Below are 24,308 nucleotides of genomic sequence, written 5' to 3'. Positions count from 1 at the left end.
AGTCCTATTATACCTATGATAACGGGAAAGTTGTCAGTCGCCAAAGATCGCCTTCAGCCTGGCCTGGACCTTGCCCTTCACCCGGCCAGTCAGCGCCTCGACCGGAACCAGCCGCTCATGCCCGCCTGCGCGCAGCCGCATGAAGGGATGCATCCGGTACCCGGCGATCGCACCGCGCATGCCGAGATCGGCGCTGACATCGACGACGAAAATGCCGGCGATGCGGCCGGGCCAGGGCTGCCGCGCCAGCGCCGTGCCGAGGAAGTCGCCAAGCCCGTAAGCCACGAGCGTCTTGCCGACCCATTGCACCGGCTGCACGACATGGGCGTGGTGCCCGGCAATCAGCCCGACGCCGTGACCGGCCAGCACCCTCGCCAGCGTTTGCGTTTGCGGCTGCGGAAAATGCCGGAACTCCCAGTCCCAGTGCGGCACCGCACAGGTGAGGTCGATGTTCTTGTCGGCCGCGCCGCTCGGCCATGCCGCCGGATCGCTTTGCATCGACACACGCTCATTGAAAACTGCGGCGTCGGCATTGCGCCACAGTGTGAAAGCGGCAAAGCCGATCGTCAGTGGCCCGGCCTTGACCTGTTCGACCGGCCCTTTTTTCGCGGTGCCGATGGGGCGGATGCCAAGCCGCTTCAGCGCCGCAACCGTCTCGTCGAAACCGGCGACGCCCTGGTCGAGCACATGGTTGTTGGCCAGCGACAGCACGAGCCTTTCGCGCGCGATGCCTACGGCGGCAAGCGCCGCGGCAAGAAACCGCTCGCTCATCGCATGGTGAGTGCCAAGCCGCGTGCCAAACGCCACGCTCGGCCGCTCGACGACCGGACTTTCGCAATTGCCGATCACCAGATCGGCTGAGCCCAAGAGCTTTGCGATCTCCGGATCGCACTCCGGCGCACTATGGTTGGCCACCGCCGAAATATCGCCGACAAAGGCCAGCCGCACCTTGCGCCCTGGCGGTGGATCGATGAGTGTCGTTGCCGCGATCGGCGCAAAATCCCTGACATCGCCGCCGAGAGACGGTTTCAGGAAGCGCGGCAGCCATGACAGTTTGTAGGAAAGCGGATAATTCGACACGCAACGCCCAATCGTTTGCCCAATCGGTTAGCTTGTGTAGACGGTCTGCCCGGGAAGTGTCGACCGTCAGTCCTTGAAACACTGCCGCCGGCAGACACGGCGCCAAATGCGTGTAATGTCTGCGCATCGCATAGTGGAGGGATGAGATGACACGTTTTGCAGGCCTGCTGGCGTCCGCCCTCCTCCTGTTGCTGCCTTTATCTTCGGCCCGCGCCGCCGCGCCCGAAGCGGCAACCGCTTTGTTCGAGGCCAAAACGGTGACCGAGCGCAACGCCGCGCTTACCACGCTCGAGGCTGCAGCCCAGGGCGATCCGGCGTCAGCCTATGCCGCCGGCGCCGGCGAATTCTTCACCGCGCTGGAAATCCTCGCCGGCGGTCTGCACCGCCACGGGTTCGAAAGCCCGCAATCCTTCATGCTGCCGCTGATGCGGCTGCCGATTCCGGACAATCCCAATCCCGAACCGCTGACCTATGAGCAGTTCCGCGCCATTCTGGTCGCCTTCCGCGACCGGCTGGAGACATCCGCGGCCACTCTGGGCTCGGTACCCGCCGATGCCGATATCGGCATGGTCGTCGACCTCACCCATGCCGGCATCGATCTCAACGAAGACCGTGCCATCGCGCCGGATGAAAGCATAGCCGCGATCATGGCCTCGCTGTCGCGCGGCGGTATCTCGTCGGACGGCGCCGCTCCCTCGCTCACATTCCGCTTCGACCGGGCCGACGGTTTCTGGCTGCAGGGCTATGCCGAATTCCTGATGGCGCAGGCCGATTTCTGGCTGGCGCATGATTTCAGGACCATGTTCGACGGCTCGTTCCACATGCTGTTCCCGCACGCCAAACTGCCGCTGCAGGACGTTCTGGTGCCTCCCGCCGGGGACATGGGCAGCAGCATCTTCTCATCGGAATGGCGCATCGCGGATTTCATCTCCATGGTTCACCTCGTCAACTGGCCGGTGGTCGAGCCCGAGCGACGTCAAGCGGCGCGCCGCCATCTGCTCGAAATGATCCGGCTGTCGCGCCAGGACTGGAAGGCGATCCGCGCCGAGACCGACAATGACCGCGAATGGCTGCCGGGACCGCAGCAGAAGGGCGAGAACCCGCTCACGGGACTCGAAGTCGGCGAGGAGCAGGTCGAGGCCTGGCTCGCCACTCTGACCATGGCCGAAGACCTTTTGGAAGGCCGCAAGCTGCTGCCGCATTTCCGCATCACGGCCAGCACCGGCCAGGGCATCAACATGAAGCGTTTCTTCGAAGAACCGAAGCCTTTCGACCTGGTGCTGTCGATTACCGGCCCGGCCATCGCGCCCTACCTCGAGAGTGGTGAGATCGTGACCAGCGGCGAGTTCGACCAGATCCAGCGTCAGTTCGGTGGCGGTGGGTTTTTGACCTTCGCGCTGTGGTTCAATTGAGCAGGTGGCCCGGCTTTGCGTGACACAGCTCCTGACACCCTTGTGTCAGGAGCTTCGACCCGCTTAGTGTCCCTTGCCACTGCACTCTTTCCATTTTGGCGGACTCTGCCCATATTTGGGGCATGGCCAAACTTCCCGAGAAAAAGACACCGTCTCCGGCGGGTGACAACAGCGCTTCGCCGCCCAAGCGGCGCAGCCCGTTGACCGATTTCCTCGATGCTTCGGAGCCCTTGCACAAGGGTGGCTTCGCCGAGGCGCCGCAGGCTGACTTCACCGGCACGCCGCTGAGCGGCTCCATTGCCGACTGGGCAGAGCAGATAGAGCAGGAGGCCGAGAAGGAAGGCCGTCTCACCGGTAAGGGCGATGGCAAATCACCAAGGTCCGCGAAGAAGATCCCGGAGCGGTCCGCTGCGCCCGGCCGCAGTTCGCGCGGGACCTCGATGGGTGGCGCGGCAACGGCGCGCGAGCGCACCGCCGCCGGCCTCAACCCGGTCGCCGGTCTCGACATCTCGCTGGAAGACGCCGAGACGATGGCCTCGGGCAGCGTCACCGCGACGGTCGCGGCGCTGTCGGCGCTGATCGAATCCGGCAACCCGCTGCACAAGGACGGCGTGCTGTGGACGCCGCACCGCCCTGCCCGCCCGGAAAAATCCGAAGGCGGCATCGCTATCAAGATGGTGTCGGATTTCGAGCCGGCCGGCGACCAGCCGACCGCCATCAAGGATCTTGTCGAGGGCGTCGATAACAATGACCGCACCCAGGTACTGCTCGGCGTCACCGGCTCCGGCAAAACCTTCACCATGGCCAAGGTGATCGAGCAGACGCAGCGCCCTGCCTTGATCCTGGCGCCCAACAAAACGCTGGCCGCGCAGCTCTATTCCGAGTTCAAGAAATTCTTCCCAGACAATGCGGTGGAGTATTTCGTCTCCTATTACGACTACTACCAACCGGAAGCCTACGTTCCGCGCACCGACACTTTCATCGAGAAGGAATCCTCGATCAACGAGCAGATCGACCGCATGCGCCATTCGGCGACGCGTTCGCTGCTCGAGCGCGACGACGTCATCATCGTCGCCTCGGTGTCCTGCATCTACGGTATCGGCTCGGTCGAGACCTACACGGCGATGACCTTCCAGATGCAGATCGGCGATCGGCTCGACCAGCGGGCGCTGCTCGCCGACCTCGTCGCCCAGCAGTACAAGCGCCAGGACATCAATTTCGTGCGCGGCTCGTTCCGCGTGCGCGGCGACACGATCGAAATCTTCCCGGCGCACCTTGAGGACCGCGCCTGGCGCATCTCGATGTTCGGCGACGAGATCGAGGCGATCACCGAATTCGATCCGCTCACCGGCCAGAAGACCGGCGAGCTGAAGAGCGTCAAGATCTACGCCAACTCGCACTATGTGACGCCGCGTCCAACGCTCAACCAGGCGATCAAGTCGATCAAGGAGGAGCTCAAGCACCGGCTGGTCGAGCTCGAGCGCGCCGGCCGCCTGCTGGAGGCACAGCGGCTCGAACAGCGCTGCCGCTTCGATCTGGAGATGCTGGAAGCCACCGGCTCCTGCGCCGGCATCGAGAACTATTCGCGCTATCTCACGGGACGCCAGCCGGGCGATCCGCCGCCGACTTTGTTCGAATATATCCCTGACAATGCGCTGGTCTTCATCGACGAAAGCCACGTCACCGTGCCGCAGATCGGCGGCATGTATCGTGGCGACTTTCGCCGCAAGGCGACGCTGGCGGAGTATGGTTTTCGCCTGCCCTCCTGCATGGATAACCGTCCGCTGCGCTTCGAGGAGTGGGATGCGATGCGTCCGCTCTCCGTCGCGGTTTCTGCGACACCCGGCGCTTGGGAGATGGAACAGGCCGGCGGCGTGTTCGCCGAGCAGGTCATCCGCCCGACCGGCCTGATCGATCCACCGGTCGAAGTCCGCCCGGCGAAAAGCCAGGTCGACGATGTCGTCGGCGAAATCCGCGACACCACGGCCGCCGGCTACCGCACGCTGGTCACCGTTTTGACCAAGCGCATGGCCGAAGACCTGACCGAATATTTGCATGAGCAAGGCGTGCGCGTTCGCTACATGCACTCCGACATCGACACGCTGGAGCGCATCGAGATTCTGCGCGATCTCCGCCTCGGCGCTTTCGACGTGCTGGTCGGCATCAACCTGCTGCGCGAAGGCCTCGACATTCCTGAATGCGGTTTCGTCGCCATCCTCGACGCCGACAAGGAGGGCTTCCTGCGCTCCGAGACGTCGCTGATCCAGACCATCGGTCGCGCCGCCCGCAACGTCGACGGCAAGGTCATCCTCTATGCCGACCAGGTCACCGGCTCGATGGAGCGGGCGATGGCCGAGACCAACCGCCGCCGCGAAAAGCAGATGGAATGGAACGCGGCCAACGGCATCACCCCGGAATCGGTGAAGTCGCGCATCTCCGACATTCTGGACTCGGTCTACGAGAAGGACCATGTCCGCGCCGATATCTCGCAGTTCACCGACGGCGCCGGTGCGATGATGGGCAACAATCTCAAGGCTCATCTCGACGCCATGGAAAAGCAGATGCGCGACGCCGCCGCCAATCTCGACTTCGAGAAGGCCGCCCGCATCCGTGACGAGATCAAGCGGCTGCGCGAGATGGAACTGTCCATCTCGGAAGACCCGCTGGCCAAATACGCCGACATGGAAAGCCCGGTCTCCGGCCGCGAGAAGGGCAAGCACAACAAGGGCGTGGCCAAGCACCGTACGGCTGAGGAACAGGAGCGTTTCCGCAAGTTCGACGACGCACGCGCGGCTGAAGAGGCGGCCAGGGCTGCCCGGTCCAACCTCTTCCGCAAGCCGGCGCTCGACGAAATGGGTGCCGAGGGCGCCGTGCCGGTGAAGAAGCCGCTATTTGCCAAGCCGTCGATCGACGATATGGGGCCTGGTACCGACATGCCGACGCCGTCAGGCGCGGTGTCGCGCTCGCTGTTCAAGAAACAGTCGGCGCAGGAAGCGCACGGCTCCGACTTCGGCATTCCGGGCGGCGCCACCAAGCCACTGTTCAAGAAGAATTCGCTCGACGAGATGACCGTGCGGCGCACGGAAAAGCCGGTCGAAGGGAAAGTGCCGGCCAAGCCCCAGCCAATCTCCCCCCGAGTGGGGGAGATGCCCGGCAGGGCAGAGGGGGGCGCGAAGGAACGCGACGATTCCCCAAAACCATTCGTTCGCCAGCGCGCCGGCATCGGCTCCTACGAAGACCCAGGCGACGCCCGCCGCGAAAAGCGCCGGCCGGGAAAGACGGGACGGCCGGGGAAGTAGCACCTCTTTCCTTCTCCACTTGTGGGAGAAGGAAAGAGCGCTCCACCACCGCCGCATCCGTCGCCCACTTGCCTCCACCCCCGCCTTTGGTGTAATCGCTCCACACACTCAAAGTTTTGTCTTGAAAGGAGGGCTGCGTGTCTATCGATCACCATCATCAGCGTGGCCCGATTTCTGCCTTGCGAGTTCGCTTGCAGGGTTGACCAGGGACATTACGGGTTTTTTCCCGTTTCGATTTTTTGGTCTGCCTTTCGTGGTGCGCAAAGCTGAGCCTGATGGCCGGCAAGCACACCGTCAAAGTGCATCCGGAGTTGTCTCCGGCGAGACCAGAGAAATCACAATGGCCCTGATCAGCCTCAAATCCCTCGGTGTCACCATGAGTGCGCCGCTGTTTTCCAACCTCGATCTCACCATCGGCACCGGCGACCGGCTCGGCATCATTGCCGCCAATGGCCGCGGCAAGTCGACCTTGCTCAAATGCCTGACCGGCGCGCTGGAGCCGACCTCGGGCGACATTTCTCGCACGCGCGGCCTGCGTGTCGGCCATGTCGGGCAGTCGGTTCCGCCTGCCCTTCTTAGCCGCACCTTCCATCAGGTGGTGGCCGATGCCTTGCCGGCCGAGCAGGCCGACAGCGAGATGTGGCGCGTCGATGTGGTGCTGGATTCGCTCGACGTGCCCGAGCCGATGCGCGAACGGCCGATGCAGGCGCTGAGCGGCGGATGGCAGCGGCTGGCGCTGATCGCCCGCGTCTGGGTCACCGATCCGGATGTGCTTTTGCTCGATGAGCCGACCAATCATCTCGACCTCGCCAAGATCAGCCAGCTGGAAAGCTGGCTGATCGCGCTGCCCCGCGAGGTGCCGGTGGTCATCGCCAGTCACGACCGCGCCTTTCTCGACGCCGTCACCAACCGCACGCTGTTCTTGCGCCCGGAGGACTCGCCGGTGTTTGCACTGCCCTATTCCAAGGCCAGGCAAGCGCTCGACGACCTGGACGCTTCGACGGCGCGCCGGTTCGAGCGCGACATGAAGGTGGCGCAGCAGTTGCGCAAGCAGGCCGCCAAGCTCAACAACATCGGCATCAATTCCGGAAGCGACCTTTTGACGGTGAAGACCAAGCAACTCAGGGAACGGGCGGAGAAGCTGGAAGACGCCGCGGTATCGGCGCATCGCGAGAAATCGGCCGGCGCGATCCGACTGGCCAACCGCGGCACCCATGCCAAGGTGCTGATTACGCTGGACGACGCCGCGGTGGAAACGCCGGACGGCATGCTGCTGTTCAAGACCGGCAAGCGCCACATTTGCCAGGGCGATCGCATTGTGCTGCTCGGCCGCAACGGCGTCGGCAAGTCGCGTTTCGTCGATCTGATCCGCAACGCCATCGCCGAGCCGGACACGGTGCCGAACGTCAATGTGACGCCATCGACGGTGCTCGGTTACAGCGACCAGGCGCTGGCCGGCATCAGTGGCGACGAGACCCCGCTGGCCCTGGTCTCGCGCCGCTACGATGTCGGCGAGCAACGCGCCCGCTCGCTGCTTGCCGGCGCTGGCGTGGTCATTGAGATGCAGGAGAAAAAGATCGGTGTGCTGTCCGGCGGTCAGAAGGCGCGGCTGATGATGCTGGCGCTCAGGCTCACCCACCCCAACTTCTACCTGCTGGACGAGCCGACCAACCATCTCGACATCGACGGCCAGGAAGCGCTGGAGGAGGAACTGCTCAAGCACCAGGCGAGCTGTGTGCTCGCCTCGCATGACCGCTCCTTCATCCGCGCCATCGGCAACCGCTTCTGGCTGATCGACAAGCGGAAGCTGACCGAAGTCGAAGACCCCGAGGACTTCTTCCGTTCGGTCGCTGAAACGGCGGGCTGAGGAACTACCACCATGGGCCGCACCGTGTTGCGGCCCATGCTTTCGCATCTCCCGCAAATATTTTCAGCGTTCTGTCGGATCGGCTGAACCTGCTGCGTCCTTGGGATGCCGACACGATGATGCCGGCTTCATCTGAGGAGAACGCATCATGTCCATTTTGTCATCCATAGGCCGCGTCGCCGCCCGTTACGCACAGAACCGCGCCCGCTATCGCAGCGAGCGCGAGCTTCTGGCCCTGCCGATCGAACTGCGCAAGGATATCGGCTGGCCGGAAATCCTCATCGACGCGCAAAACGGCCCGCGGATCTGCAGGGCGCCCTGACCATGCGGTCGGGAAAGATCGATGCAGGCCGCCGCGGGGCGACCGTTGCTCAGTCATGCGTATCGCCCGACAGCGGCGTCGCCTGCATCGATCGACGCTTTTCGAACGCCTCGAACCAGCGCGTCAGCCGCGCCCGCGCGCGAAAGGACGGCAGCTGGCGGAACGCCATCCAGGACAGCGTGGTGGCAAGCGCTATATGGCCGACATGGAGCGGTGTCTCGTCGTCCAGCGCGCTGTCGATCCAGTCATAGCTGGCCTCGATTTTTTCCCGGTAGCCTTCGGCAAGCGCCGCATAGCGCAACTGTTCGGGCCGCCTTTCCGTCTCCCAGCGCAAGCCTATGCCCGTCTGCGCCAGGCCTTGGGCGACCGCCTGCAGCCGCAACGCCTGCCAGCGCGCCTCGCCATCTGGCGGCAGCAATTTGCGGCCGTCATGCAGCGTATCGAGATAGGCGCAGATGACATCGGAATCGAAGAGCGGCGGCGCATCCGGCCGCAGCAGCACCGGCACCTTGCCGAGCGGGTTTTCGGCGTAGACACGGGCATTGCGCAAGGTCGGGCTGGTCTCGTGATGAATGACCTCGAGCCGGTCGGCAAGCCCGACCTCATGGGCGAAGACGAGCGCTTTGCGCGCAAAGGGCGAATGGGTCTGGTAATAGAGGATCATTGTCGTCTCAGCGGGGTTGAAGGAGCAGTCCCCTTTTCTAGCCTGCTCATACCGAGGATTGCGCTCTGATTGGGCGCCGCCGACGCAAGTTCATTTCACCCCAAAATGCATCGGCCCAGAAAATCGCATCAGACATGTAGGATCGCCGCCGGCTCGTTCGTCCTAGGGTTCGCAAGGCCAAACCAAATGCCCAGACCAAACCCAAAGAGGAACAAGACATGACCGACCAGACCCCCATTCAGCCGGCCGCGAAAGTTCTCGGTGGATTGACCCCCTATCTGCAGCTGGACGGCGCCTTCAAGGCCGCCGAATTCTACAAGAAGGCTTTCGGCGCCGAACAGGTGTTCTTCTATCCGCCCGATGAGCAGGGCCGCACGATGCACATTCATCTCCACATCAACGGCTCGACGCTGATGATTTCCGATTTCTACCCCGAAAACGGCATGCCTGCCGTCAAGCCGCAGGGCTATACCATGCAGCTCCATCTCGGCGCCGACGAGATCGATGGCTGGTGGAAGCGCGCGGTCGATGCCGGCTGCGAAGTCGCAGTGCCGCTGCAGCTGATGTTCTGGGGCGACCAGTGGGGCAACATGCGCGACCCCTTCGGGGTCGAATGGGCGATGAACGCGCCGGCGAAGAAAGACTGACCACCGCTGACAAAGCTCCTCACCGGCTGACGCCGGTAAGGAGCTTTGTGAGATACTCCAAGGAAAACCTCATGTCCTATGTCGATGGTTTCGTGCTCGCCGTGCCGAAGGCAAATATCGATGACTACAAGAAGCTGGCCAACCTCGCAGGCCCGATATGGAAGGAACACGGAGCGCTCGCCTACGTCGAATGTACCGCCGACGACGTGCCCTATGGCGAGTTGACCTCGTTTCCGCGTGCCGTTCAGGCAAAAGACGACGAGATCGTCGTCTTCGCCTGGGCCGTCTATTCGTCCAGGCAAAGCCGCGACGCGGTAATGGCCAATGTTATGGCCGATCCGCGTTTGACGCCCGATTCGGGGCCCATGCCCTTCGATATGAAGCGCATGATCTTCGGCGGCTTCCAGCCCTTCATCGAGCTTTAGCCGCTGCTCAGGCCAGCTTGTCCAGCAGCGGCTTCAACCTGTCGCCATAGCGCTTCCAGAGATCGACCGAGCCCTGATACATCGGCTGGCGCACCTGCGCGGCCGAGGCCGTGCGCACCGGGCGGTCGGTCTCGTGGAACGACAGCGCCTTGTCATCCCAGGACAGGCCGAGATGCGCGATCAGCGCCCGCGTCTGTCCCTCTTGGTCGGCCACGAAATCCTCGTAACGCACGTCATGGACGACGCCCGGCAGAACATCGTGCCAATGCGCCATGATGTCGGTGTAGATATTGTGGAAATCGGCGAGCTCGCCCAGATCATAGCCGTAGCGGTGGTTGTCGCCGCGGAAATGCACCTTGTAGATCGAAAGGCAGGTCGCCGCCGCATCGCGCGCGCAATGGATGATCTTGGCTTTCGGCAGCATCATATGGATGAAGCCGATGAGCAGGAAGTTGCCGGGCATCTTGTCGGTGACATGCCTGAAGTTGGGATGGCGCTCCTGCAGCATGTCGAGATAGGCTTGGCCCGCTTCGGCAAACTCCGCGTCGGATACATCGACCAGTCCCCAGGGGAAACCTCCGGGCATGGTCAGCGGAAATTGCTTGCCGACCGCGGTTTTCAACATGCTGAGCTCGCCTGCGCCATAGACTTGTGGATGGCTGGCGATAATCTGTTCGACCAGCGTGGTGCCGGAGCGCGGCATGCCGACGACGAAAATCGGCGTGTCGTCGGAGATTGCACTTGGCTTGTGCTTTTCGAAAAAGCCGGCGTTGAACACCGTCTTCATCGCCTCGAATTCGGCCCGCGTCCTGACCGGATCATAATCGATGCCCTTGCGGCGGATCGCATTGCCTTCAGCGAAATAGTCGAAGGCCCTGTTGTAGTCCTTCAAATCGTCATTGGCCTTGCCGAGACCGAAGGACAGCTGCATGCGTGCCAGGCTGTCGGCCGGCGCCTTGGCATGCTGGGCCTCCATGCCGGCGAGTTCGGCGTCGCGCTCCTTCTGGCGCTTGACCTGCGTCAGCATCAGCCAGGCCTTTGCCATGCCTGGCGTGATCGCCAACGCCTGCCGGAACAGGTCTGCCGCTTCATCGAGCTTGCCTTTTTCCATCAGCCCGACGCCGAGCCCATGCAACAGGTCGGCATCCTTGGGCCGGATCGTCAGCGCCTCGCGAAAGGTCGCCAGCGCCTCGTCCAGACGACCGGCTTCCTGCAACGTTTCGGCAAGCCCGATGCGGGCGCGGACATGGAAGGGATTGCGCCCGATTGTGCCGCGATAGATGTCCTCCGCAGCCTCGAACTGGCCGAGCTGTTTCAACGCCGAACCCAGATTGTCGCGTGCCGCGAGCTGGTCGGGCTTGAGATCGACCGCGCCGCGGAAGAAATCGGCGGACGCGGCAACGCGGCCGAGATCGCGCATCACCGTGCCGAGATTGTTGAGGAAATCGGGATTCTTCGGCTGCAGACGCACAGACTGCTCGATCAGCTCCAGCCCTTCGGGGCTGCGCCCGGTCTGGTGCAGCAACAGGCCCAGGAAATGCGCCGCTGCCGGGTGATTGGCCTTGCGCGCCAGCACCTGCCGGTACAGCGTCTCGGCCTCCTGCCGGCGCCCGGCCTGATGCAGCTGCAGCGCCTGCTGCACATATTGGTCGAGGCCCAGCGGCGCCTGTCCGCCAGCTCCAGCACCCGCCGCTCTTCTCTGATCTCTGTTGATGGGAAACCTGCCGTGTTTTGTCCGCTTGCCGCGATCTAGGCCATCGGCGCTGCAGGTTCAAGGGAAGAGTGGGCTCGCCAAGGGCGCGGACCTCTTCGAAACTCTAGAGGAATTCCAGGAAAATGTAGCGTTCAAATCAGCCGGTTGCTCTCGGCGAGCCGGCGCTCCCGCCGTTGCGTGCCGTCGGTGTCGGCAATCTTGCGCCGTGCCGCTTCGTCGCTTCTTATCGTCAGGCGCACTGACATTGCCTTGGGGAAGAGGACGATTGGCTCGATTGTTGCGGTCGGACGATCCGGCGTTTTCATGATTCTCATATATTTTGCCCTTTCGTAAAAAATAATCTTAGGCACTGGAATAATTATTCCGATGCTCTCTAAATAAGAAACTGGCTGATATTGTTCCAGGATAGCAGATTTATTAGAGGTTTATACGAGAAATTTTTATATCGGCCGAGCCGTGGCGGAAATCAGCTTGAATAATCAGCAATTTCGGATTATTGGTCTGAGATCGTTTTTTGGGCCAAGCTTGGCATATAGCGGCGTCGGAGATACTCGACCCGCCAAACTCATTCCAATCGCCGATGGTTGAGTTCCCTGTTGATGCCGGAAAGCATCGACGAACCAGAGCCAAGCCAATGCCGGATCGCACCACCCATTCCATCGCCCATTTCGCGGCACCCTTCGTGCTTGGCGGGCTGGAAGGGCAACTGCCAGCCGGCGACTATGACATCGATCACGACGAAGAGCTGATCGAGGGCATGTCGCGGCTTGCCTGGCGTCGCGTCGCCACCTTCATCCATTTGCCGGCAAGGGCGGTGAAGAACCCGGCCACCAGCCAGCTTGTCGCCATCGACTACCTCGAACTCGAAACAGCGCTGAGGCGCGACCAGGAGAACGCAGCATGATCCGCTTCCAGCAGAATGCGCGTCCGCGCACCGACACGCCCTCGCACCTCTTCGCCGTCGGCCAGACCGTGCGCATGAAGAGCCGCAGCGGGCTCGCCCAGAAGACCGCCGAGCTGTTTCAGATCAAGAGCAGATTGCCGGTCAAGGATGGCTCGCCGCAATATCGCATCCGCAGCGAGCAGGAGACCTATGAGCGGGTCACCACGGAAGACAACCTCGAAGTGGCGGACGCCCCGGCTGTCCCCGACAGCCCGGCCGTCTGACACCGCACCCACCCAGCACGTACGAAGGAGCAGACAGATGGCCAAGGGTCAGCAGCGCAGCAATCGCGAAACGCGCAAGCCCAGGAAAGACAAGGTGGTGGCCAAGGCCGCCTCCCCGTTCGGTTCCTCGGTCAAGCAAGCCGAGAGCGGCCTGAAGCCGAAGTCGAAGGGCTGACCAGCCAGGGGCGCGCCTGGCGCACCTGCCGGCAATGGACTGACGATCTCGGACTGACGATCTCGCGCAAAACTCTGCAACGGAGGCTTGCTTGACGTTCTTCGTCGAGCCGCTCGCGCGACGTCGACGAAGCCACGCTCGACAAGGTATCGCTGGACGCGCCGAACCTGCGCGCCGCCCTGCAGGGCGCCACCGCGCTGTTCCACAGCCTCGCCATGCCGCAGATCCCCGACCGTCTGCGCATTTGCGACGAGGACGGCGCAGAGCTTTATGCCGGCCCGGCCGACGGGGCGTATTCGGCGTAGGCAACCACTCCGATCCGCGACCTTGCCTTCTCCCTTGGGGGTGAGAAGCGGTCCGCGCAGCAGACGAAAAGCCAATTGTTGGCTTTTTTCGAGTTTCGAACGCCCTGAGCCTGCGAAGGACCAAGGGTGGTCCGGTCCACCCGCCCGGTCCCCGCTGCTTCGCAGGGTCCCGGCATTCGCCGCCTTTTATCGTGCCAGTGGGACGGTGAATTCGCCTCCGGCGGACTCACCCGACAGGGGAGAAGGAAAAATCAGCAGGGGCCGTCCTCGACGACGCGGTAGTCGGCGGCACGGGCCTCGCAGGCGTTGGGGAAGGTGCGCAGTTCGCCATGGCGGCGGGCGCAGACCGGGGCGTATTCGCGCGTGCAGAATGTCGGCTCTTCGCCGCCACCACCGCCACCACCGCCGCCGTCGCGGCAAGGGCCGTCGCGAACGATGCGGTAGCCTTCCCGTTCGGCAAGGCAGGCATTGGCGAAGGTCTGGCGGTCACCGCCGCGCCGCGCGCAGACCGGCTCGTATTGCCTGGTGCAGAATTCCGGTTCCGGCCGTGGCGGGCGCGGACGTGGTCCCGGCCCGTCATCGACGACGACGGTGCAGGCCGCAAGAAGACCCGACAGGAAGAGAATAATAAAACCCTGGCGCGAGAAGATCGTCGCAAGAAATCTCATGAATATGCCTCCCTCGAGCCGGCGCAAAACGCGCCTGTCGATCCTCGCCATTCCCTTTCCAAATGCAACCCCCGTTTGCCGCGCGGGAGCCATGCGATGCCTCGCCCCCGCATTGGTCTGGCCCTGGACCAGACCGCTGGACCATGCGTGGCCGGGCTCTGGCTGGTGAACTCTCAAGAGGCCGGGTTTATCGAAGCGCCTGCGTCGGGACGCGTCGATGGACGCGGCCCGCGGCGCTATCTTGCAACGATCACGTTTCCGTGCGATAAATTTTGTGTTCGGGCATTTGCGACCCGGAGAGCGGAACGTTTTGGACGACCTTTCCCCGATACTGTGAATCTCTGACGGCCCCGTTTTCGGCGGGGGGTTTTACCATGCGCAAATGCAGGACTGCCGAAGCAACCACCGGGACTTGCCCACGATGCCAGGCGGCGGGCAAACCACAAGACTGACACGGGTGAAGGAGTTTCCCCAATGGCCCAGACCGGCACCGTTAAATTCTTCAACGCGACCAAAGGCTTCGGCTTCATCACGCCCGACGGCGGCGCCAAGGATGTGTTCGTCCACATTTCCGCGATCGAGGCCTCGGGTCTGCGTACCCTCGTCGACGGCCAGAAGGTCACCTTCGACGTTGAACCCGACCGCATGGGCAAGGGTCCGAAGGCGGTCAACCTCCGCGCGGCCTGAACCGGCGGTGCCCGCGCGCCCGTCAGGGCGCTCGAAAAAGCACCTCAAGCGTGTTTGAACCGGCGTTGTCAGCCGTCCAGAGTTTCGAAGGCGCGACGTTTCCCGTTGCGCCTTTTTCATGTCCGCCGTCGCCGGAGGCAAAGGACGCTTTTGCCGGTCAATGCCGTGGCTGATCGCCGGAGCAATCGTCTGGCGCGAATTGCCTTCGGTGCCACGATCTATTTGAGCAGCCTTCAGCGTTGCCGCCGTCGCCAAAACTTTCTCTTGCCGATAGCGCTAAAATAAAGGACAAATTTCCCTTCGGGCATTTGCCGGCCCGAAACTGGACTTGTGGGATCAAAGGGAGCTTCCCATGCCGCAGACCGGCACCGTCAAATTCTTCAATCACGCCAAAGGCTTCGGCTTCATTACGCCCGACGACGGGCAGAAGGATGTCTTCGTTCATATTTCGGCCGTGCAGGCTTCGGGTCTTTCCGGTCTGGAGGATGGACAGAAAGTGACATTCGACACCGAGCCGGACAAGCGCGGCAAGGGTCCGAAGGCCGTCAACCTGTCGGTCGGCTAAGCCGGCTCAAGACAGTCCGGACGGAGATTGACGAGGCGGAGCGCCTTGCGTACGCGCTTGGTTTTGCCGCAAGAACTGGATCGTATCAGCCAATTCCGTTCAGCCCCCGTTCAGCCACGGTCTTCTATTAATCGTCCCCCAGGCTGGACCGCATCCCCCGAAAACTATCCGGGCCGGCACGAAGGAGACCAAAATGAATCGCATTTTCAAGACCGCCATCCTGGGCGCCGCTCTCGCCGCGACCACCCTCGCCACCTTGCCTGCCGCCAATGCCAAGGACTGGAACCGCTGGCATCATGGCCATGGTCGTCATCATAATGGCGACGCGCTTGCGGCCGGTGTCGTCGGCCTTGCGGCCGGCGCTCTGATCGCCGGTGCGCTGAGCAACCCGCAGCCGCGCTACAGCAGCTATGACGACGATTACGACTACCGCGAAGTGCGGCCGGCGCCGGTGCGCCGTTACTATGCCGAACCGCGGGTCGTCTATGCCGACCGCTATGCCGAGCCGTGGACCCGCGACTGGTACGAATACTGCTCGGACCGCTACCGGAGCTTCAATGCCCGCAGCGGCACGTTCACCGGCAATGACGGTGAGCAGCATTTCTGCGTCGCGAATTGAGCTTCCCTGTCCCACAAAAAGCGCTGACCGCAAGGCCAGCGCTTTTTTTCTTGGCAGAAAGACATCGCTAAGTCAGGAAGGGATTGGTCCGCCTTTCCTCGCCAAAGCGGCCACCCAGGCCGTGGCCGCAGATGAAGCCGATCTCGTCACCGAGCGGCAAAAGCTTGTTCTTAATCGAGGCGATCAGCGCCGCATGGTCGCCGCCCGGCAGGTCGGTGCGCCCGACCGAGCCGCGAAACAGCACGTCGCCGACATGAGCGAACTTCGCCGCTCGATTGTAGTATACGACATGGCCGGGCGCATGGCCGGGGCAGTGCAGCACCTCGAACATATGTGAGCCGAACGAAACCGTCTCGCCCTCTGCGAGAAACCGGTCGGGCACGCAGTTGCGCGCCCCGGCAATGCCGTAGCGCTGGCCCTGGTTCTCGAGATTGTCGAGCAATAGCTTGTCGGCTTCGTGCGGGCCGATGATCTCGATGCCGAGTGCTTCCTTCAGCTCCATGGCGCCGCCGGCGTGATCGATGTGGCCATGGGTGATCCAGATCGCAGCGGCGGTGATCGCATTGTCCTTCAGCACCGCCAGCACCTTGTCGATGTCGCCGCCCGGATCGACGACGACGCCATGCTTGTCATCCATGTCGAACAGGATGGTGCAGTTCTGCTGGAAAGGCGTGACCGGCACGATGCCGGCATTGAGCTGACCCATGATTGTCCTTTCGCTGGTCCAGAGTGATGTAGAGGCGTGGGCGAAGGCCGTCCACTGCTGAAAGGCAAACAGTCCGTCCCAAAACAGAAATGGGCGGCCCAACGGCCGCCCATTTGACGAAGCCTGAGTCTCGGGCAATTCCAGGAAAAGTGTAAAGCGGTTTTCCGTCCGGAATTGCGTAAAACAACAAACTAGATCATTCGCCGTGAAACGGTGAATGATCTAGAGGCTTACTTCTTCATCGCGCCCATGACCGCACCGATGATGCCGGTCAGGATGGCGCCGCCGCCGGCGCCGCCGAGCAGGTTTTTGAGGTTCAGCGTATCACCCAATCCGCCCGCTGCCGTGGCAGCCGCTGCCGGGTCGGCCGTGCCGCCGAGCAGGCTGCCGAGGATCGCCGCGCCGCCGACGCCGCCAACGGCGCCACCGATGATTTTGGTCAGCTGGCCCATCGCCGCATTCTTCAGCGCAACGCCGACCGCCTGACCACCGACAACACCTGCAATTACCTGTACAACGAGCGCAATGAGCGTATTCGTATCCATGTACCTAGTCCCTCCATAGCTGCCAGCCTCCCGGGCCGACACCATCATGAGACGCTGAATTATACGAAAGTCAAATGCACAGATGCTGAAATAAAGGGGCCGGCCTCAAAACCGCCCCTGCTTGCGAAAAAAGCTGTGACTTTCGTTATTCTGCGGCTATCGCATGCTTAGGTTGCACCGCAGCAGAATAGTCGTTCATCAAAGTCTTGGCGATCTCGCCGACCTCGAATCGGTACGGACCGATCTCGGAGACCGGCGTCACTTCCGCTGCCGTTCCGGTGAGGAAGCACTGTTCGAAGCCTTCGAGTTCCTCAGGCATGATGGCGCGCTCGACGACTTCAAGGCCGCGGTCCTTGGCGAGGCCGATGACGGTGCGGCGGGTGATGCCGTCGAGGAAGCAATCGGGCTTCGGCGTCTGGATCTTGCCATCCTTGACGAAGAAGATGTTGGCGCCCGTTGCTTCGGCGACCTGGCCGCGCCAGTCGAGCATCATGGCATCGGCATAGCCCTTGGCCTCGGCGGCATGCTTGGACATGGTGCAGATCATGTAGAGGCCGGCGGCCTTCGACTTCGACGGCGCGGTGCGCGGATCGGGCCGGCGCCATTCCGCCAGATCGAGACGGATGCCCTTGAGCTTCTGCGCCGGGTCGAAATAGCTCGGCCATTGCCAGATGGCGATGGCGCAGTTGATGCGGCTGTTCTGCGCCGACACCCCCATCTGTTCGCTGCCGCGCCAGGCGATCGGCCTGACATAGGCGTCCTGGAGACCCTGCTTCTTCAGAAGCGTGGTCGAGGCGTCATTGAGCTCGGCCACGGAATAGGGAATATTGAAGCCGAGCAGGCGCGCCGATTCATGCAGACGCTCGGTGTGCTCGTTGAGCTTGAAGATGGCGCCGCCATAGGCGCGCTCGCCCTCGAAGACGGCGCTGGCATAGTGCAGGCCGTGGGTCAGCACGTGGATCTTGGCATCGGCCCATTTGACGAACTCGCCGTTGATCCAGATGAAGCCGTCCAGTTGGTCGAAGGGAACGGATGCCATGGAAACCTCCCGCGGGCGGCGGCCCGCACATCACTAGTGTTGTTTTTTTGCGCGACAGCCGCATCGGGCGGCCCCTCGAAGCGTAAGCGGAGAATTGAACTCTGGCAAACTTAGGAAGTTCCGGAAAAACCGCACCCCCTTGCCTTTTCGTTCGCAATCCGCCCAAAAGCTTGCCAAAAATTACCATTGCAGGGGAATTACGTCAATAGTACTGACATAATTCCCTCTATGGACGGAGAAATGATGACGGATCGAAGCCCAGCTGCCGGAAAACCGATCAAGACGCCGATCACCGACGAGGACGGCATCGACTTCGCCATCATCGAACTGTTCTTCTTTGCGTATCGCGATTTCACTTCCGATCCGGACCAGATCCTGGCCGATTACGGCTTTGGCCGCGCCCATCACCGGGTGCTGCATTTCGTCAACCGCCGGCCGGGACTGACGGTCGCTGAACTGCTCGACGTGCTCAAGATCACCAAGCAGAGCCTGGCGCGGGTGCTCAAGCAGTTGATCGACACCGACCATATCGTGCAATTGCAGGGTCCGCGCGACCGCCGCCAGCGGGAGCTCTATCCGACAGCCAAGGGGCGCGCCCTGGCGCTGGCCCTGGCGCGGCCACAGTCACGCCGCATCCGTGCTGCATTGGAAGATTCCGGAGCCAGCGAGCGTCCCTTGATCGAACGATTCCTGGAAGCCATGGTCAATCCGGAACTAAGGGCGCAGATCGACATTGTGCCTGCAAACATGTCAGGGAAAAGCCATGGAGACCATTGAGAGGGTGGACCAGCCGACGGCGCCGGACGATGACGCGCCGCATCTGCTTGTGGTCGACGACGACACCCGCATTCGCAATTTGCTCAAGCAGTATCTGACCGAAAATGGTTTTCGCGTCACAGTCGCCGGAAATGCCGGCGAGGCCAGGCGAAAGCTTGCAGGACTCGACTTCGACCTCCTTGTCCTCGACGTCATGATGCCCGGAGAGACCGGCGTCGACCTCACCAAGGCGCTGCGGGCAGAGAAGAACGTACCGATCCTGATGCTCACCGCGCTATCGGAAACCGACAGCCGCATCACTGGGCTCGAGGCCGGCGCCGACGACTATCTGCCCAAGCCCTTCGACCCGCGCGAACTGATCCTGCGCATCAATAACATTCTGCGCCGCGGCGGCCCGGCGACGACGCCCAAGGTCGAGCAGCTGGTCTTCGGCCCCTACACCTTCCAGATCGCCAGGCGCGAGCTGAAGCGGGGCGGCGAGGCGCTGAAGCTGACCGACCGCGAGCAGGAGATCTTGGCGATCTTTGCCGCGCGGGCCGGCGAAACGATCCCGCGTCACGAGCTTGTCGGCGACGATTCGGAAGTCGGCGAGCGCACCATCGACGTCCAGATCAACCGCCTGCGCCGCAAGATCGAGCGCGATCCGTCCAATCCGGTCTGGCTGCAGACGGTGCGCGGTATTGGGTATCGGCTCAGCGTGGAATAGAATGCCGCTGACGGCCGCCCTTGGCCATAGATGTGTGGCCATCGACCAGCGGCCATTGACCCAGCGGAAGGATAAATGGCGACCACGCAACTGGAACGGCCGGAACAAGGCGGCTTTGGCGCGCGCGTATCACGCGCGCTGAAAGCAATGCCGCGTGCCTGGAAGCGGTTCTGGCGGCTGGTTGCGTTCTATATGCCCAAGCGGCTTTATGCCCGCTCGCTGATCATCGTCATCGCGCCGATGATCCTTCTGCAGTCGGTCGTCGCCTTCGACTTCATGGAACGCCACTGGGCAACCGTGACGCAGCGCCTGTCGCAGGCCACCGTGCGCGACATCGCCGCGATCATCGACATGATCGAGACCTATCCGCATGATGGCGACTACGCCAACATCATCCGCATCGCCCAAGACCGCATGCAGTTGAAGGTCGACCTCTTGCCGCCCGACCCGTTGCCGGCGCCTGGACCCAAGCCCTTCTTCTCGATCCTTGACGACGTCCTTTCCACCGAGATCACCCGCCAGATCAACCGCCCGTTCTGGATCGACACGGTCGGCAATTCCAACATCGTCGAGGTCCGCATCCAGCTCGAGGGCAAGGTGCTGCGCGTCTTCGTGCGCCGCAGCCAGGCCTATGCCTCCAACACCCACATCTTCCTGATCTGGATGGTCGGGACGTCACTGGTGCTGCTGACGATTGCCATCCCCTTCCTTCGCAACCAGATCCGGCCGATCCTGTCTCTGGCCGAGGCCGCCGAAAGCTTCGGCAAGGGCCGGCCGATGCCGCGCGATTTCCGCCCACGCGGCGCCGAGGAGGTTCGACGGGCCGGCTTTGCCTTCATCCAGATGCGCGAGCGCATCGAACGCCAGCTGGAACAGCGCACCGCCATGCTGACCGGCGTCAGCCACGATCTCAGAACCATCCTCACCCGCTTCAAGCTGCAGCTGGCGCTGGCTGGCGGCAAGCCCGAGACCAAGGCCGCGCTCAACCAGGACATCGACGACATGCAGTCGATGCTGGAAGGCTATATCGCCTTTGCCCGCGGCGAAGCGTCGGAAGATGCCGGCCATTTCGATCTCGAGGCCTATTTCCAAAAGCTCGGCGAGGAGGCGTCGCTGCACAAGCGCAAGCTATCGACCGTGCTTGCCGGTGATCCGGACGTGCATGTGCGCCCGCACGCTTTCGCCCGGCTGTTGTCCAATGTCGCCGGCAATGCCTTGCGCTATGCCAAGACGGTGGAGATCAGCGCCGATCACGGCCGCGGCTCACTCGTCGTCACCATCGACGATGACGGTCCGGGCATCCCGCCGGAAAAGCGCGAGGACGTGTTCAAACCATTCGTGCGGCTCGACGAGGCGCGCAACCTCGACGCCAGCGGCACCGGCCTTGGTCTCTCTATCGCCCGCGATATTGCCCGCAGCCATGGCGGCGACATCATGCTGGAAGACAGCCCGCTCGGCGGCCTGCGGGCGGTGATCAAGGTGCCCGCCTGACCAAAGCATGATCTGGAAGGCGGGCTCGGCCAAAAACCACCTTCATCCGCCCGTCATGAAACCATGGTCAAGAGCGCGCATGAAGCGCGCGACCTCAGTTGATTCGGCTCAGCCGCCTTACTTCGACCTCGTGCCTGCCCGGGTGCGCTGGAGCGAAGCGAGGGCAGCCGGGCCGTACCGCTATCGCATCAACGCAACCGTCGACCCGAGCAAAGGACCGCCATGCGCATCCTGATGGTCACCGACGCCTGGCGGCCGCAAGTCAACGGCGTCGTCCACACGCTGGAGCGGCTCACCGAAACGCTGAAAACCTTCGACGTTGCGGTCGACTTCCTGACCCCGAACATCTTTCGCACCTTGCCGTTGCCGACCTACCCCGACATCAGGCTGGCGCTGACCACGCCCGGCCATGTCGCGCGGCTGATCGAGGCTCGCAAGGCCGACCATATCCATATCGTCACCGAAGGCCCGCTCGGCATCATGGCGCGGCGCTATTGCCGCAATGCCGGCCGTCCCTTCACCACCAGCTATCACACCCGCTTTCCCGAATATCTCAGCGCCCGCCTGCCGGTGCCGGAGAGCTGGGCCTATCGCTGGCTGCGTGATTTCCACAATTCCGGACAAGGCACGCTGGTCGCCACCCAGTCGCTGGCGGAGGACCTTGCGTCGCGAGGCTTCACCAAGCTCAGGCCGTGGACGCGGGGCGTCGACACCGATCACTTCCGCCCCGACAAGAAGAAGGACCTCGGCTTCCCTGGCCCGGTATTCCTGTGCGTCGGCCGCGTCGCCATCGAGAAGAACCTGAGCGCCTTCCTCGATCTCGACTTGCCCGGCAGCAAGGTGATCGTCGGCGAAGGACCGGAACTGGCCAGGCTCAGGGCGAAGTACCCGCAGGCGCATTTCCTCGGCCATCGCCCGAACGATGAGCTGGCCGAGATCTACGCCTCGGCTGATGTTTTCGTCTTCCCCAGCCGCACCGACACGTTCGGCAACGTCATCATCGAGGCGCTGGCCAGCGGCACGCCGGTGGCCGCCTATCCGGTCACCGGACCGATCGACATTGTCGGCGACGGCATCGGCGGCGCGGTGTCGACCGATCTGCGCGAGGCCTCGCTCGCCGCGCTCAATGTCGACCGCGCCGAGGCGCGCGAACGCGCCATGCGCTACAGTTGGAAAGCCTGCGCCGAAATGTTCATGGACACGGTCGAAGAGGCGCTGAGCACAAGGCGCAAGCTGGCCGCCTGACGCAATCTTCCTAAAACAACCTGCCGCCGTCCGGCACCTTGCGCTCGATGGCGCCAAGGACCACGGCGCCTTCCTCATCAGGGAAGCCGAGCGTGAGCACTTCCGACATGAACGGACCGATCTGGCGCGGCGGGAAATTCACCACCGCAAACACCTGCCGTCCCACCAGCGTTTCCGGCGCATAGTATTTCGTGATCTGTGCCGAGGATTTCTTCACGCCGATCTCAGGGCCGAAATCGATCTTCAGCTTGAAGGCGGGTTTGCGCGCCTCGGGGAAAGGCTCGGCCTCGACGATCGTGCCGGCACGGATGTCAACACGATCAAAATCGGCAAAGCTGATCTCGGGCTTGCGCGCGCTGCTCGAACTCATGGAAGCTCAAGCGTTGCCATAGGTCTCGAACAGGACGCCGGCCAGCGCATCCTTGGCCGAGGTTCCCGACCAGACAACGAACTGGAAGGCCTGGAAATAGCACTCGCAGGCTTCAAGCGCCGACGACAAAAGCACCTCGACCTGCTGGCTCGACGGTTCGACCCCGCCGGCGAGCAGCAGCGACTGGCGAAACATGATCGCGCCCTCCTGCTCCCAGAGATCGAAATGGCCAAACAGCATCTGCTCGTTGATCAGCGACAACAGCCGCATCACTTCCAGCGCGCGGGCTTCCGGCACCTTGATGTCGAAAGCACAGGCCAGATGCAGCGCCTCGAAATCCTCCATCCATGAGAAGGAGACGTGATAGTCGGTCCAGCTGCCGGCAACCGAGATCGAGATTTCGTCATCGCCGGCCCTTTCGAAGGACCAGTCATTGTTATGGGCGACCTGCTCGATGACATCCACCGGATGGATTTCGCGGGAGAATTCGAGTTCGAGAAGTTCCATGGAATGCTTCCTGTGTTCAGGGGAGCGCCACACGCTCCGCGGGGCACACACGACGAACAATCTTGTCTTGAACTCGGACGGCCAGGACTTCACGACACAAAGACCCCGGACCGGACCCCACCGCCCGGCCGCATGACCCTGCTCCGAATCATGCAACAAATTCAGTCTATTGATCGGGAGTCGCGTGAACAGCCTAATTTTTCGCACTGCGTCATCAGCATGTGGAAAGGCGCTGTCACAAAGATTCATGCATTGCCGGTAAACGATTCACGGCAAAGCATTTTTTCGGATTGTGCTTTGTGGAAAAGTTCAAATTTTATTTTTTTGCTTTGGGCTTTGCCGCAGCCACAGGTGCGGCCTGTCCGGTCAATTCGGCAAGCCTGGCCTCGAGCGCATCGATGCGGGCGGCCAGCCTGGTGTTTTCTTCGCGGGCCTTGGCAGCCATGTCGCGGGCAGCCTCGAACTCCTCGCGCTGCACCACATCCATGGTGTTGAGGATGCGCTCGGCCTGCCCCTTGAAGGCAGTCTCCACCTCGCGGCGCACGCCTTGTGCGGCACCCGCGGCATCGGTCATCAGCTTGGCGAATTCATCGAGAATGCGGTTCGGTCCGGTCGACATGGCAAATCCTCGCTTGCTGGAATTGACGTAGTGGCACTGCCTGCGGAATGCAAGAACGTTGAAGCTGGTGCGGCTTCATGTCGGACGCGATTTGGCTCACGGTCCGGCCGACAGATTGCTATTATCGCAAATGGATTCTTGGAACGACGGTTGCCGTGACGGACAGTGCGGACTTGGAGAAGCGCTTTGCAGCACTCGATGCAGCACTCGCAAAGGGCATTTCGGATGCCAGTGCGGGCCGGGTCTAGCCTGGCGACGAGGTGCTGGACAGGCTTGAAGCCAAATACAGGGCAATGGCAGAGAGAACCAAGTGAAGTTACTGGTCTTCACAGACCAGCGGCCTAGTTTTCCTCACGACTTGCTCCAGGCAAGAGTCACTCTCATTCAGGATCAACCAATGGCAACGCCCCCGCGCCGACCGACCAATCCGATGGAAGCCGCTGAAGCGGCCTTCAAGCCGGTCAAGAAACCCGCGCCTCCCATTCGCGAACCCTCCGCCGCACCAAACGTTCGCGAGCTTGTCTCGATCAGGATCGATCGCGCCGTGCTCGACCATTTCCAGGAAGATGGCCCCGGCTGGCAAGACAGGATCAACGATGCGCTCAGGCAATTGGTCGCCGGCAAGCCGCAGGGTTGAGCCCATTATCTCTGACGATCAGGCTGTCGTCACCTTGCCTTGACCCCGCC

At 62.6% G+C, this 24,308-nt stretch carries 28 protein-coding genes; 17 read left to right on the top strand and 11 right to left on the bottom strand.

Annotated features, from left to right (window positions below; translation table 11 throughout):
• Positions 1 to 33 precede the first annotated feature (33 nt).
• Positions 34 to 1,080: a CapA family protein gene (locus X750_RS143380; protein ID WP_023748169.1), complete on the bottom strand. Its 1,047-nt coding sequence runs from the start codon at positions 1,078 to 1,080 to the stop codon at positions 34 to 36.
• A gap of 146 nt (positions 1,081 to 1,226) precedes the next feature.
• Between X750_RS143380 and X750_RS143385 the strand changes: the two genes are divergently transcribed.
• The 4 genes from X750_RS143385 (at position 1,227) to X750_RS1000000166510 (ending at position 7,980) form a co-directional block, all read left to right on the top strand.
• Positions 1,227 to 2,492, top strand: coding sequence for a hypothetical protein (locus tag X750_RS143385; RefSeq protein WP_023748168.1), 1,266 nt, complete (start codon positions 1,227 to 1,229; stop codon positions 2,490 to 2,492).
• Positions 2,493 to 2,614: 122 nt separating this feature from the next.
• Complete coding sequence (uvrB, locus tag X750_RS143390) at positions 2,615 to 5,791, top strand: excinuclease ABC subunit UvrB (RefSeq protein ID WP_023748167.1); 3,177 nt, start codon at positions 2,615 to 2,617, stop codon at positions 5,789 to 5,791.
• 340 nt (positions 5,792 to 6,131) lie between these two features.
• Positions 6,132 to 7,658, top strand: a complete 1,527-nt coding sequence (locus X750_RS143395; RefSeq protein WP_023748166.1) for an ABC-F family ATP-binding cassette domain-containing protein — start codon at positions 6,132 to 6,134, stop codon at positions 7,656 to 7,658.
• A 148-nt stretch (positions 7,659 to 7,806) separates the two neighbouring features.
• Complete coding sequence (locus X750_RS1000000166510) at positions 7,807 to 7,980, top strand: hypothetical protein (RefSeq protein ID WP_023672009.1); 174 nt, start codon at positions 7,807 to 7,809, stop codon at positions 7,978 to 7,980.
• Positions 7,981 to 8,029: 49 nt separating this feature from the next.
• Here the strand turns inward: X750_RS1000000166510 and X750_RS143400 are convergent, their stop codons facing one another.
• On the bottom strand, positions 8,030 to 8,644 hold the full coding sequence (locus X750_RS143400; protein ID WP_023748165.1) for a glutathione S-transferase: 615 nt from the start codon (positions 8,642 to 8,644) through the stop codon (positions 8,030 to 8,032).
• Positions 8,645 to 8,862: 218 nt separating this feature from the next.
• Here X750_RS143400 and X750_RS143405 point away from each other — a divergent pair, with 218 nt between their 5' ends.
• Complete coding sequence (locus X750_RS143405; RefSeq protein ID WP_023705894.1) at positions 8,863 to 9,291, top strand: glyoxalase/bleomycin resistance/extradiol dioxygenase family protein; 429 nt, start codon at positions 8,863 to 8,865, stop codon at positions 9,289 to 9,291.
• A 71-nt stretch (positions 9,292 to 9,362) separates the two neighbouring features.
• Positions 9,363 to 9,716, top strand: a complete 354-nt coding sequence (locus X750_RS143410) for a DUF1428 domain-containing protein (RefSeq protein ID WP_023748164.1) — start codon at positions 9,363 to 9,365, stop codon at positions 9,714 to 9,716.
• A gap of 7 nt (positions 9,717 to 9,723) precedes the next feature.
• Here the strand turns inward: X750_RS143410 and X750_RS143415 are convergent, their stop codons facing one another.
• Both X750_RS143415 and X750_RS143420 read right to left on the bottom strand, forming a co-directional pair.
• Entirely contained in the window at positions 9,724 to 11,358 is a 1,635-nt protein-coding gene (locus X750_RS143415; RefSeq protein ID WP_023748163.1) for a sulfotransferase, read from the bottom strand.
• Positions 11,359 to 11,561: 203 nt separating this feature from the next.
• Positions 11,562 to 11,744: a hypothetical protein gene (locus X750_RS143420; protein WP_023695784.1), complete on the bottom strand. Its 183-nt coding sequence runs from the start codon at positions 11,742 to 11,744 to the stop codon at positions 11,562 to 11,564.
• A 320-nt stretch (positions 11,745 to 12,064) separates the two neighbouring features.
• Here X750_RS143420 and X750_RS143425 point away from each other — a divergent pair, with 320 nt between their 5' ends.
• Genes X750_RS143425 through X750_RS1000000166505 form a run of 3 tightly spaced genes read left to right on the top strand, consistent with a single transcriptional unit; the run spans position 12,065 to position 12,772 of the window.
• Complete coding sequence (locus tag X750_RS143425) at positions 12,065 to 12,334, top strand: hypothetical protein (protein WP_023748162.1); 270 nt, start codon at positions 12,065 to 12,067, stop codon at positions 12,332 to 12,334.
• Entirely contained in the window at positions 12,331 to 12,597 is a 267-nt protein-coding gene (locus tag X750_RS143430) for a hypothetical protein (protein ID WP_023683726.1), read from the top strand. The genes X750_RS143425 and X750_RS143430 overlap by 4 nt, the downstream gene beginning before the upstream one ends.
• A 37-nt stretch (positions 12,598 to 12,634) precedes the next feature.
• Positions 12,635 to 12,772: a hypothetical protein gene (locus tag X750_RS1000000166505; protein ID WP_023689689.1), complete on the top strand. Its 138-nt coding sequence runs from the start codon at positions 12,635 to 12,637 to the stop codon at positions 12,770 to 12,772.
• A 556-nt stretch (positions 12,773 to 13,328) separates the two neighbouring features.
• Here the strand turns inward: X750_RS1000000166505 and X750_RS143435 are convergent.
• Positions 13,329 to 13,745, bottom strand: coding sequence for a Kazal-type serine protease inhibitor domain-containing protein (locus X750_RS143435; protein ID WP_023748161.1), 417 nt, complete (start codon positions 13,743 to 13,745; stop codon positions 13,329 to 13,331).
• Between the two features lie 474 nt (positions 13,746 to 14,219).
• On the opposite strand from X750_RS143435, the gene X750_RS143440 reads away from it, so the two are divergent.
• From X750_RS143440 to X750_RS143450, 3 genes are all read left to right on the top strand, one after another.
• Complete coding sequence (locus X750_RS143440; RefSeq protein WP_006202520.1) at positions 14,220 to 14,432, top strand: cold-shock protein; 213 nt, start codon at positions 14,220 to 14,222, stop codon at positions 14,430 to 14,432.
• Positions 14,433 to 14,784: 352 nt separating this feature from the next.
• Positions 14,785 to 14,997: a cold-shock protein gene (locus X750_RS143445; protein WP_023672019.1), complete on the top strand. Its 213-nt coding sequence runs from the start codon at positions 14,785 to 14,787 to the stop codon at positions 14,995 to 14,997.
• A 193-nt stretch (positions 14,998 to 15,190) separates the two neighbouring features.
• Positions 15,191 to 15,616 carry a BA14K family protein gene (locus tag X750_RS143450; protein WP_023672020.1) on the top strand — a complete coding sequence of 142 codons (426 nt, stop codon included), beginning with the start codon at positions 15,191 to 15,193 and terminating at the stop codon, positions 15,614 to 15,616.
• A gap of 67 nt (positions 15,617 to 15,683) precedes the next feature.
• Here the strand turns inward: X750_RS143450 and X750_RS143455 are convergent, their stop codons facing one another.
• From X750_RS143455 to X750_RS143465, 3 genes are all read right to left on the bottom strand, one after another.
• On the bottom strand, positions 15,684 to 16,322 hold the full coding sequence (locus tag X750_RS143455; protein ID WP_023748160.1) for an MBL fold metallo-hydrolase: 639 nt from the start codon (positions 16,320 to 16,322) through the stop codon (positions 15,684 to 15,686).
• A 230-nt stretch (positions 16,323 to 16,552) separates the two neighbouring features.
• Complete coding sequence (locus X750_RS143460) at positions 16,553 to 16,867, bottom strand: hypothetical protein (RefSeq protein ID WP_023686110.1); 315 nt, start codon at positions 16,865 to 16,867, stop codon at positions 16,553 to 16,555.
• A 145-nt stretch (positions 16,868 to 17,012) separates the two neighbouring features.
• Positions 17,013 to 17,906 (bottom strand): branched-chain amino acid aminotransferase, encoded by an 894-nt coding sequence (locus X750_RS143465; protein WP_023748159.1) that lies wholly within the window; start codon positions 17,904 to 17,906, stop codon positions 17,013 to 17,015.
• 243 nt (positions 17,907 to 18,149) lie between these two features.
• Here X750_RS143465 and X750_RS143470 point away from each other — a divergent pair, with 243 nt between their 5' ends.
• From X750_RS143470 to X750_RS143485, 4 genes are all read left to right on the top strand, one after another.
• Positions 18,150 to 18,683: a MarR family transcriptional regulator gene (locus X750_RS143470; RefSeq protein WP_023683723.1), complete on the top strand. Its 534-nt coding sequence runs from the start codon at positions 18,150 to 18,152 to the stop codon at positions 18,681 to 18,683.
• Positions 18,670 to 19,389, top strand: coding sequence for a response regulator transcription factor (locus X750_RS143475; RefSeq protein ID WP_023672025.1), 720 nt, complete (start codon positions 18,670 to 18,672; stop codon positions 19,387 to 19,389). The genes X750_RS143470 and X750_RS143475 overlap by 14 nt, the downstream gene beginning before the upstream one ends.
• Positions 19,390 to 19,464: 75 nt before the next feature.
• Complete coding sequence (locus X750_RS143480; RefSeq protein ID WP_023672026.1) at positions 19,465 to 20,880, top strand: ATP-binding protein; 1,416 nt, start codon at positions 19,465 to 19,467, stop codon at positions 20,878 to 20,880.
• 222 nt (positions 20,881 to 21,102) lie between these two features.
• Positions 21,103 to 22,125, top strand: coding sequence for a glycosyltransferase family 1 protein (locus X750_RS143485; RefSeq protein ID WP_023683722.1), 1,023 nt, complete (start codon positions 21,103 to 21,105; stop codon positions 22,123 to 22,125).
• A 10-nt stretch (positions 22,126 to 22,135) separates the two neighbouring features.
• Here X750_RS143485 and X750_RS143490 read toward each other — a convergent pair whose 3' ends face one another.
• From X750_RS143490 to X750_RS143500, 3 genes are all read right to left on the bottom strand, one after another.
• Entirely contained in the window at positions 22,136 to 22,495 is a 360-nt protein-coding gene (locus X750_RS143490; protein ID WP_023672028.1) for a tRNA-binding protein, read from the bottom strand.
• Positions 22,496 to 22,501: 6 nt separating this feature from the next.
• Entirely contained in the window at positions 22,502 to 23,002 is a 501-nt protein-coding gene (locus X750_RS143495) for a YbjN domain-containing protein (protein ID WP_006202532.1), read from the bottom strand.
• Between the two features lie 316 nt (positions 23,003 to 23,318).
• Positions 23,319 to 23,621 carry an accessory factor UbiK family protein gene (locus tag X750_RS143500; protein ID WP_023672029.1) on the bottom strand — a complete coding sequence of 101 codons (303 nt, stop codon included), beginning with the start codon at positions 23,619 to 23,621 and terminating at the stop codon, positions 23,319 to 23,321.
• 397 nt (positions 23,622 to 24,018) lie between these two features.
• Here X750_RS143500 and X750_RS143505 point away from each other — a divergent pair, with 397 nt between their 5' ends.
• Positions 24,019 to 24,258, top strand: a complete 240-nt coding sequence (locus X750_RS143505) for a BrnA antitoxin family protein (RefSeq protein ID WP_023683720.1) — start codon at positions 24,019 to 24,021, stop codon at positions 24,256 to 24,258.
• The last annotated feature ends 50 nt before the right edge of the window (positions 24,259 to 24,308 follow it).

The sequence above is a fragment of the Mesorhizobium sp. LNJC391B00 genome, assembly GCF_000502535.1.
Taxonomy (GTDB): Bacteria; Pseudomonadota; Alphaproteobacteria; order Rhizobiales; family Rhizobiaceae; genus Mesorhizobium.
Note: the sequence above shows the minus strand (reverse complement) of the source record. Positions and strands in the feature narration are given on the sequence as shown.

Excerpts from the sequence above, each read along its gene's own strand:
- X750_RS143385 (WP_023748168.1), top strand. The coding sequence starts at position 1,227 with ATGACACGTTTTGCAGGCCTGCTGGCGTCCGCCCTCCTCCTGTTGCTG.
- uvrB (WP_023748167.1), top strand. The coding sequence starts at position 2,615 with ATGGCCAAACTTCCCGAGAAAAAGACACCGTCTCCGGCGGGTGACAAC.
- X750_RS143395 (WP_023748166.1), top strand. The coding sequence starts at position 6,132 with ATGGCCCTGATCAGCCTCAAATCCCTCGGTGTCACCATGAGTGCGCCG.
- X750_RS1000000166510 (WP_023672009.1), top strand. The coding sequence starts at position 7,807 with ATGTCCATTTTGTCATCCATAGGCCGCGTCGCCGCCCGTTACGCACAG.
- X750_RS143400 (WP_023748165.1), bottom strand. The coding sequence starts at position 8,644 with ATGATCCTCTATTACCAGACCCATTCGCCCTTTGCGCGCAAAGCGCTC.
- X750_RS143405 (WP_023705894.1), top strand. The coding sequence starts at position 8,863 with ATGACCGACCAGACCCCCATTCAGCCGGCCGCGAAAGTTCTCGGTGGA.
- X750_RS143410 (WP_023748164.1), top strand. The coding sequence starts at position 9,363 with ATGTCCTATGTCGATGGTTTCGTGCTCGCCGTGCCGAAGGCAAATATC.
- X750_RS143420 (WP_023695784.1), bottom strand. The coding sequence starts at position 11,744 with ATGAGAATCATGAAAACGCCGGATCGTCCGACCGCAACAATCGAGCCA.
- X750_RS143425 (WP_023748162.1), top strand. The coding sequence starts at position 12,065 with ATGCCGGATCGCACCACCCATTCCATCGCCCATTTCGCGGCACCCTTC.
- X750_RS143430 (WP_023683726.1), top strand. The coding sequence starts at position 12,331 with ATGATCCGCTTCCAGCAGAATGCGCGTCCGCGCACCGACACGCCCTCG.
- X750_RS1000000166505 (WP_023689689.1), top strand. The coding sequence starts at position 12,635 with ATGGCCAAGGGTCAGCAGCGCAGCAATCGCGAAACGCGCAAGCCCAGG.
- X750_RS143435 (WP_023748161.1), bottom strand. The coding sequence starts at position 13,745 with ATGAGATTTCTTGCGACGATCTTCTCGCGCCAGGGTTTTATTATTCTC.
- X750_RS143440 (WP_006202520.1), top strand. The coding sequence starts at position 14,220 with ATGGCCCAGACCGGCACCGTTAAATTCTTCAACGCGACCAAAGGCTTC.
- X750_RS143445 (WP_023672019.1), top strand. The coding sequence starts at position 14,785 with ATGCCGCAGACCGGCACCGTCAAATTCTTCAATCACGCCAAAGGCTTC.
- X750_RS143450 (WP_023672020.1), top strand. The coding sequence starts at position 15,191 with ATGAATCGCATTTTCAAGACCGCCATCCTGGGCGCCGCTCTCGCCGCG.
- X750_RS143455 (WP_023748160.1), bottom strand. The coding sequence starts at position 16,322 with ATGGGTCAGCTCAATGCCGGCATCGTGCCGGTCACGCCTTTCCAGCAG.
- X750_RS143460 (WP_023686110.1), bottom strand. The coding sequence starts at position 16,867 with ATGGATACGAATACGCTCATTGCGCTCGTTGTACAGGTAATTGCAGGT.
- X750_RS143465 (WP_023748159.1), bottom strand. The coding sequence starts at position 17,906 with ATGGCATCCGTTCCCTTCGACCAACTGGACGGCTTCATCTGGATCAAC.
- X750_RS143470 (WP_023683723.1), top strand. The coding sequence starts at position 18,150 with ATGACGGATCGAAGCCCAGCTGCCGGAAAACCGATCAAGACGCCGATC.
- X750_RS143475 (WP_023672025.1), top strand. The coding sequence starts at position 18,670 with ATGGAGACCATTGAGAGGGTGGACCAGCCGACGGCGCCGGACGATGAC.
- X750_RS143480 (WP_023672026.1), top strand. The coding sequence starts at position 19,465 with ATGGCGACCACGCAACTGGAACGGCCGGAACAAGGCGGCTTTGGCGCG.
- X750_RS143485 (WP_023683722.1), top strand. The coding sequence starts at position 21,103 with ATGCGCATCCTGATGGTCACCGACGCCTGGCGGCCGCAAGTCAACGGC.
- X750_RS143490 (WP_023672028.1), bottom strand. The coding sequence starts at position 22,495 with ATGAGTTCGAGCAGCGCGCGCAAGCCCGAGATCAGCTTTGCCGATTTT.
- X750_RS143495 (WP_006202532.1), bottom strand. The coding sequence starts at position 23,002 with ATGGAACTTCTCGAACTCGAATTCTCCCGCGAAATCCATCCGGTGGAT.
- X750_RS143500 (WP_023672029.1), bottom strand. The coding sequence starts at position 23,621 with ATGTCGACCGGACCGAACCGCATTCTCGATGAATTCGCCAAGCTGATG.
- X750_RS143505 (WP_023683720.1), top strand. The coding sequence starts at position 24,019 with ATGGCAACGCCCCCGCGCCGACCGACCAATCCGATGGAAGCCGCTGAA.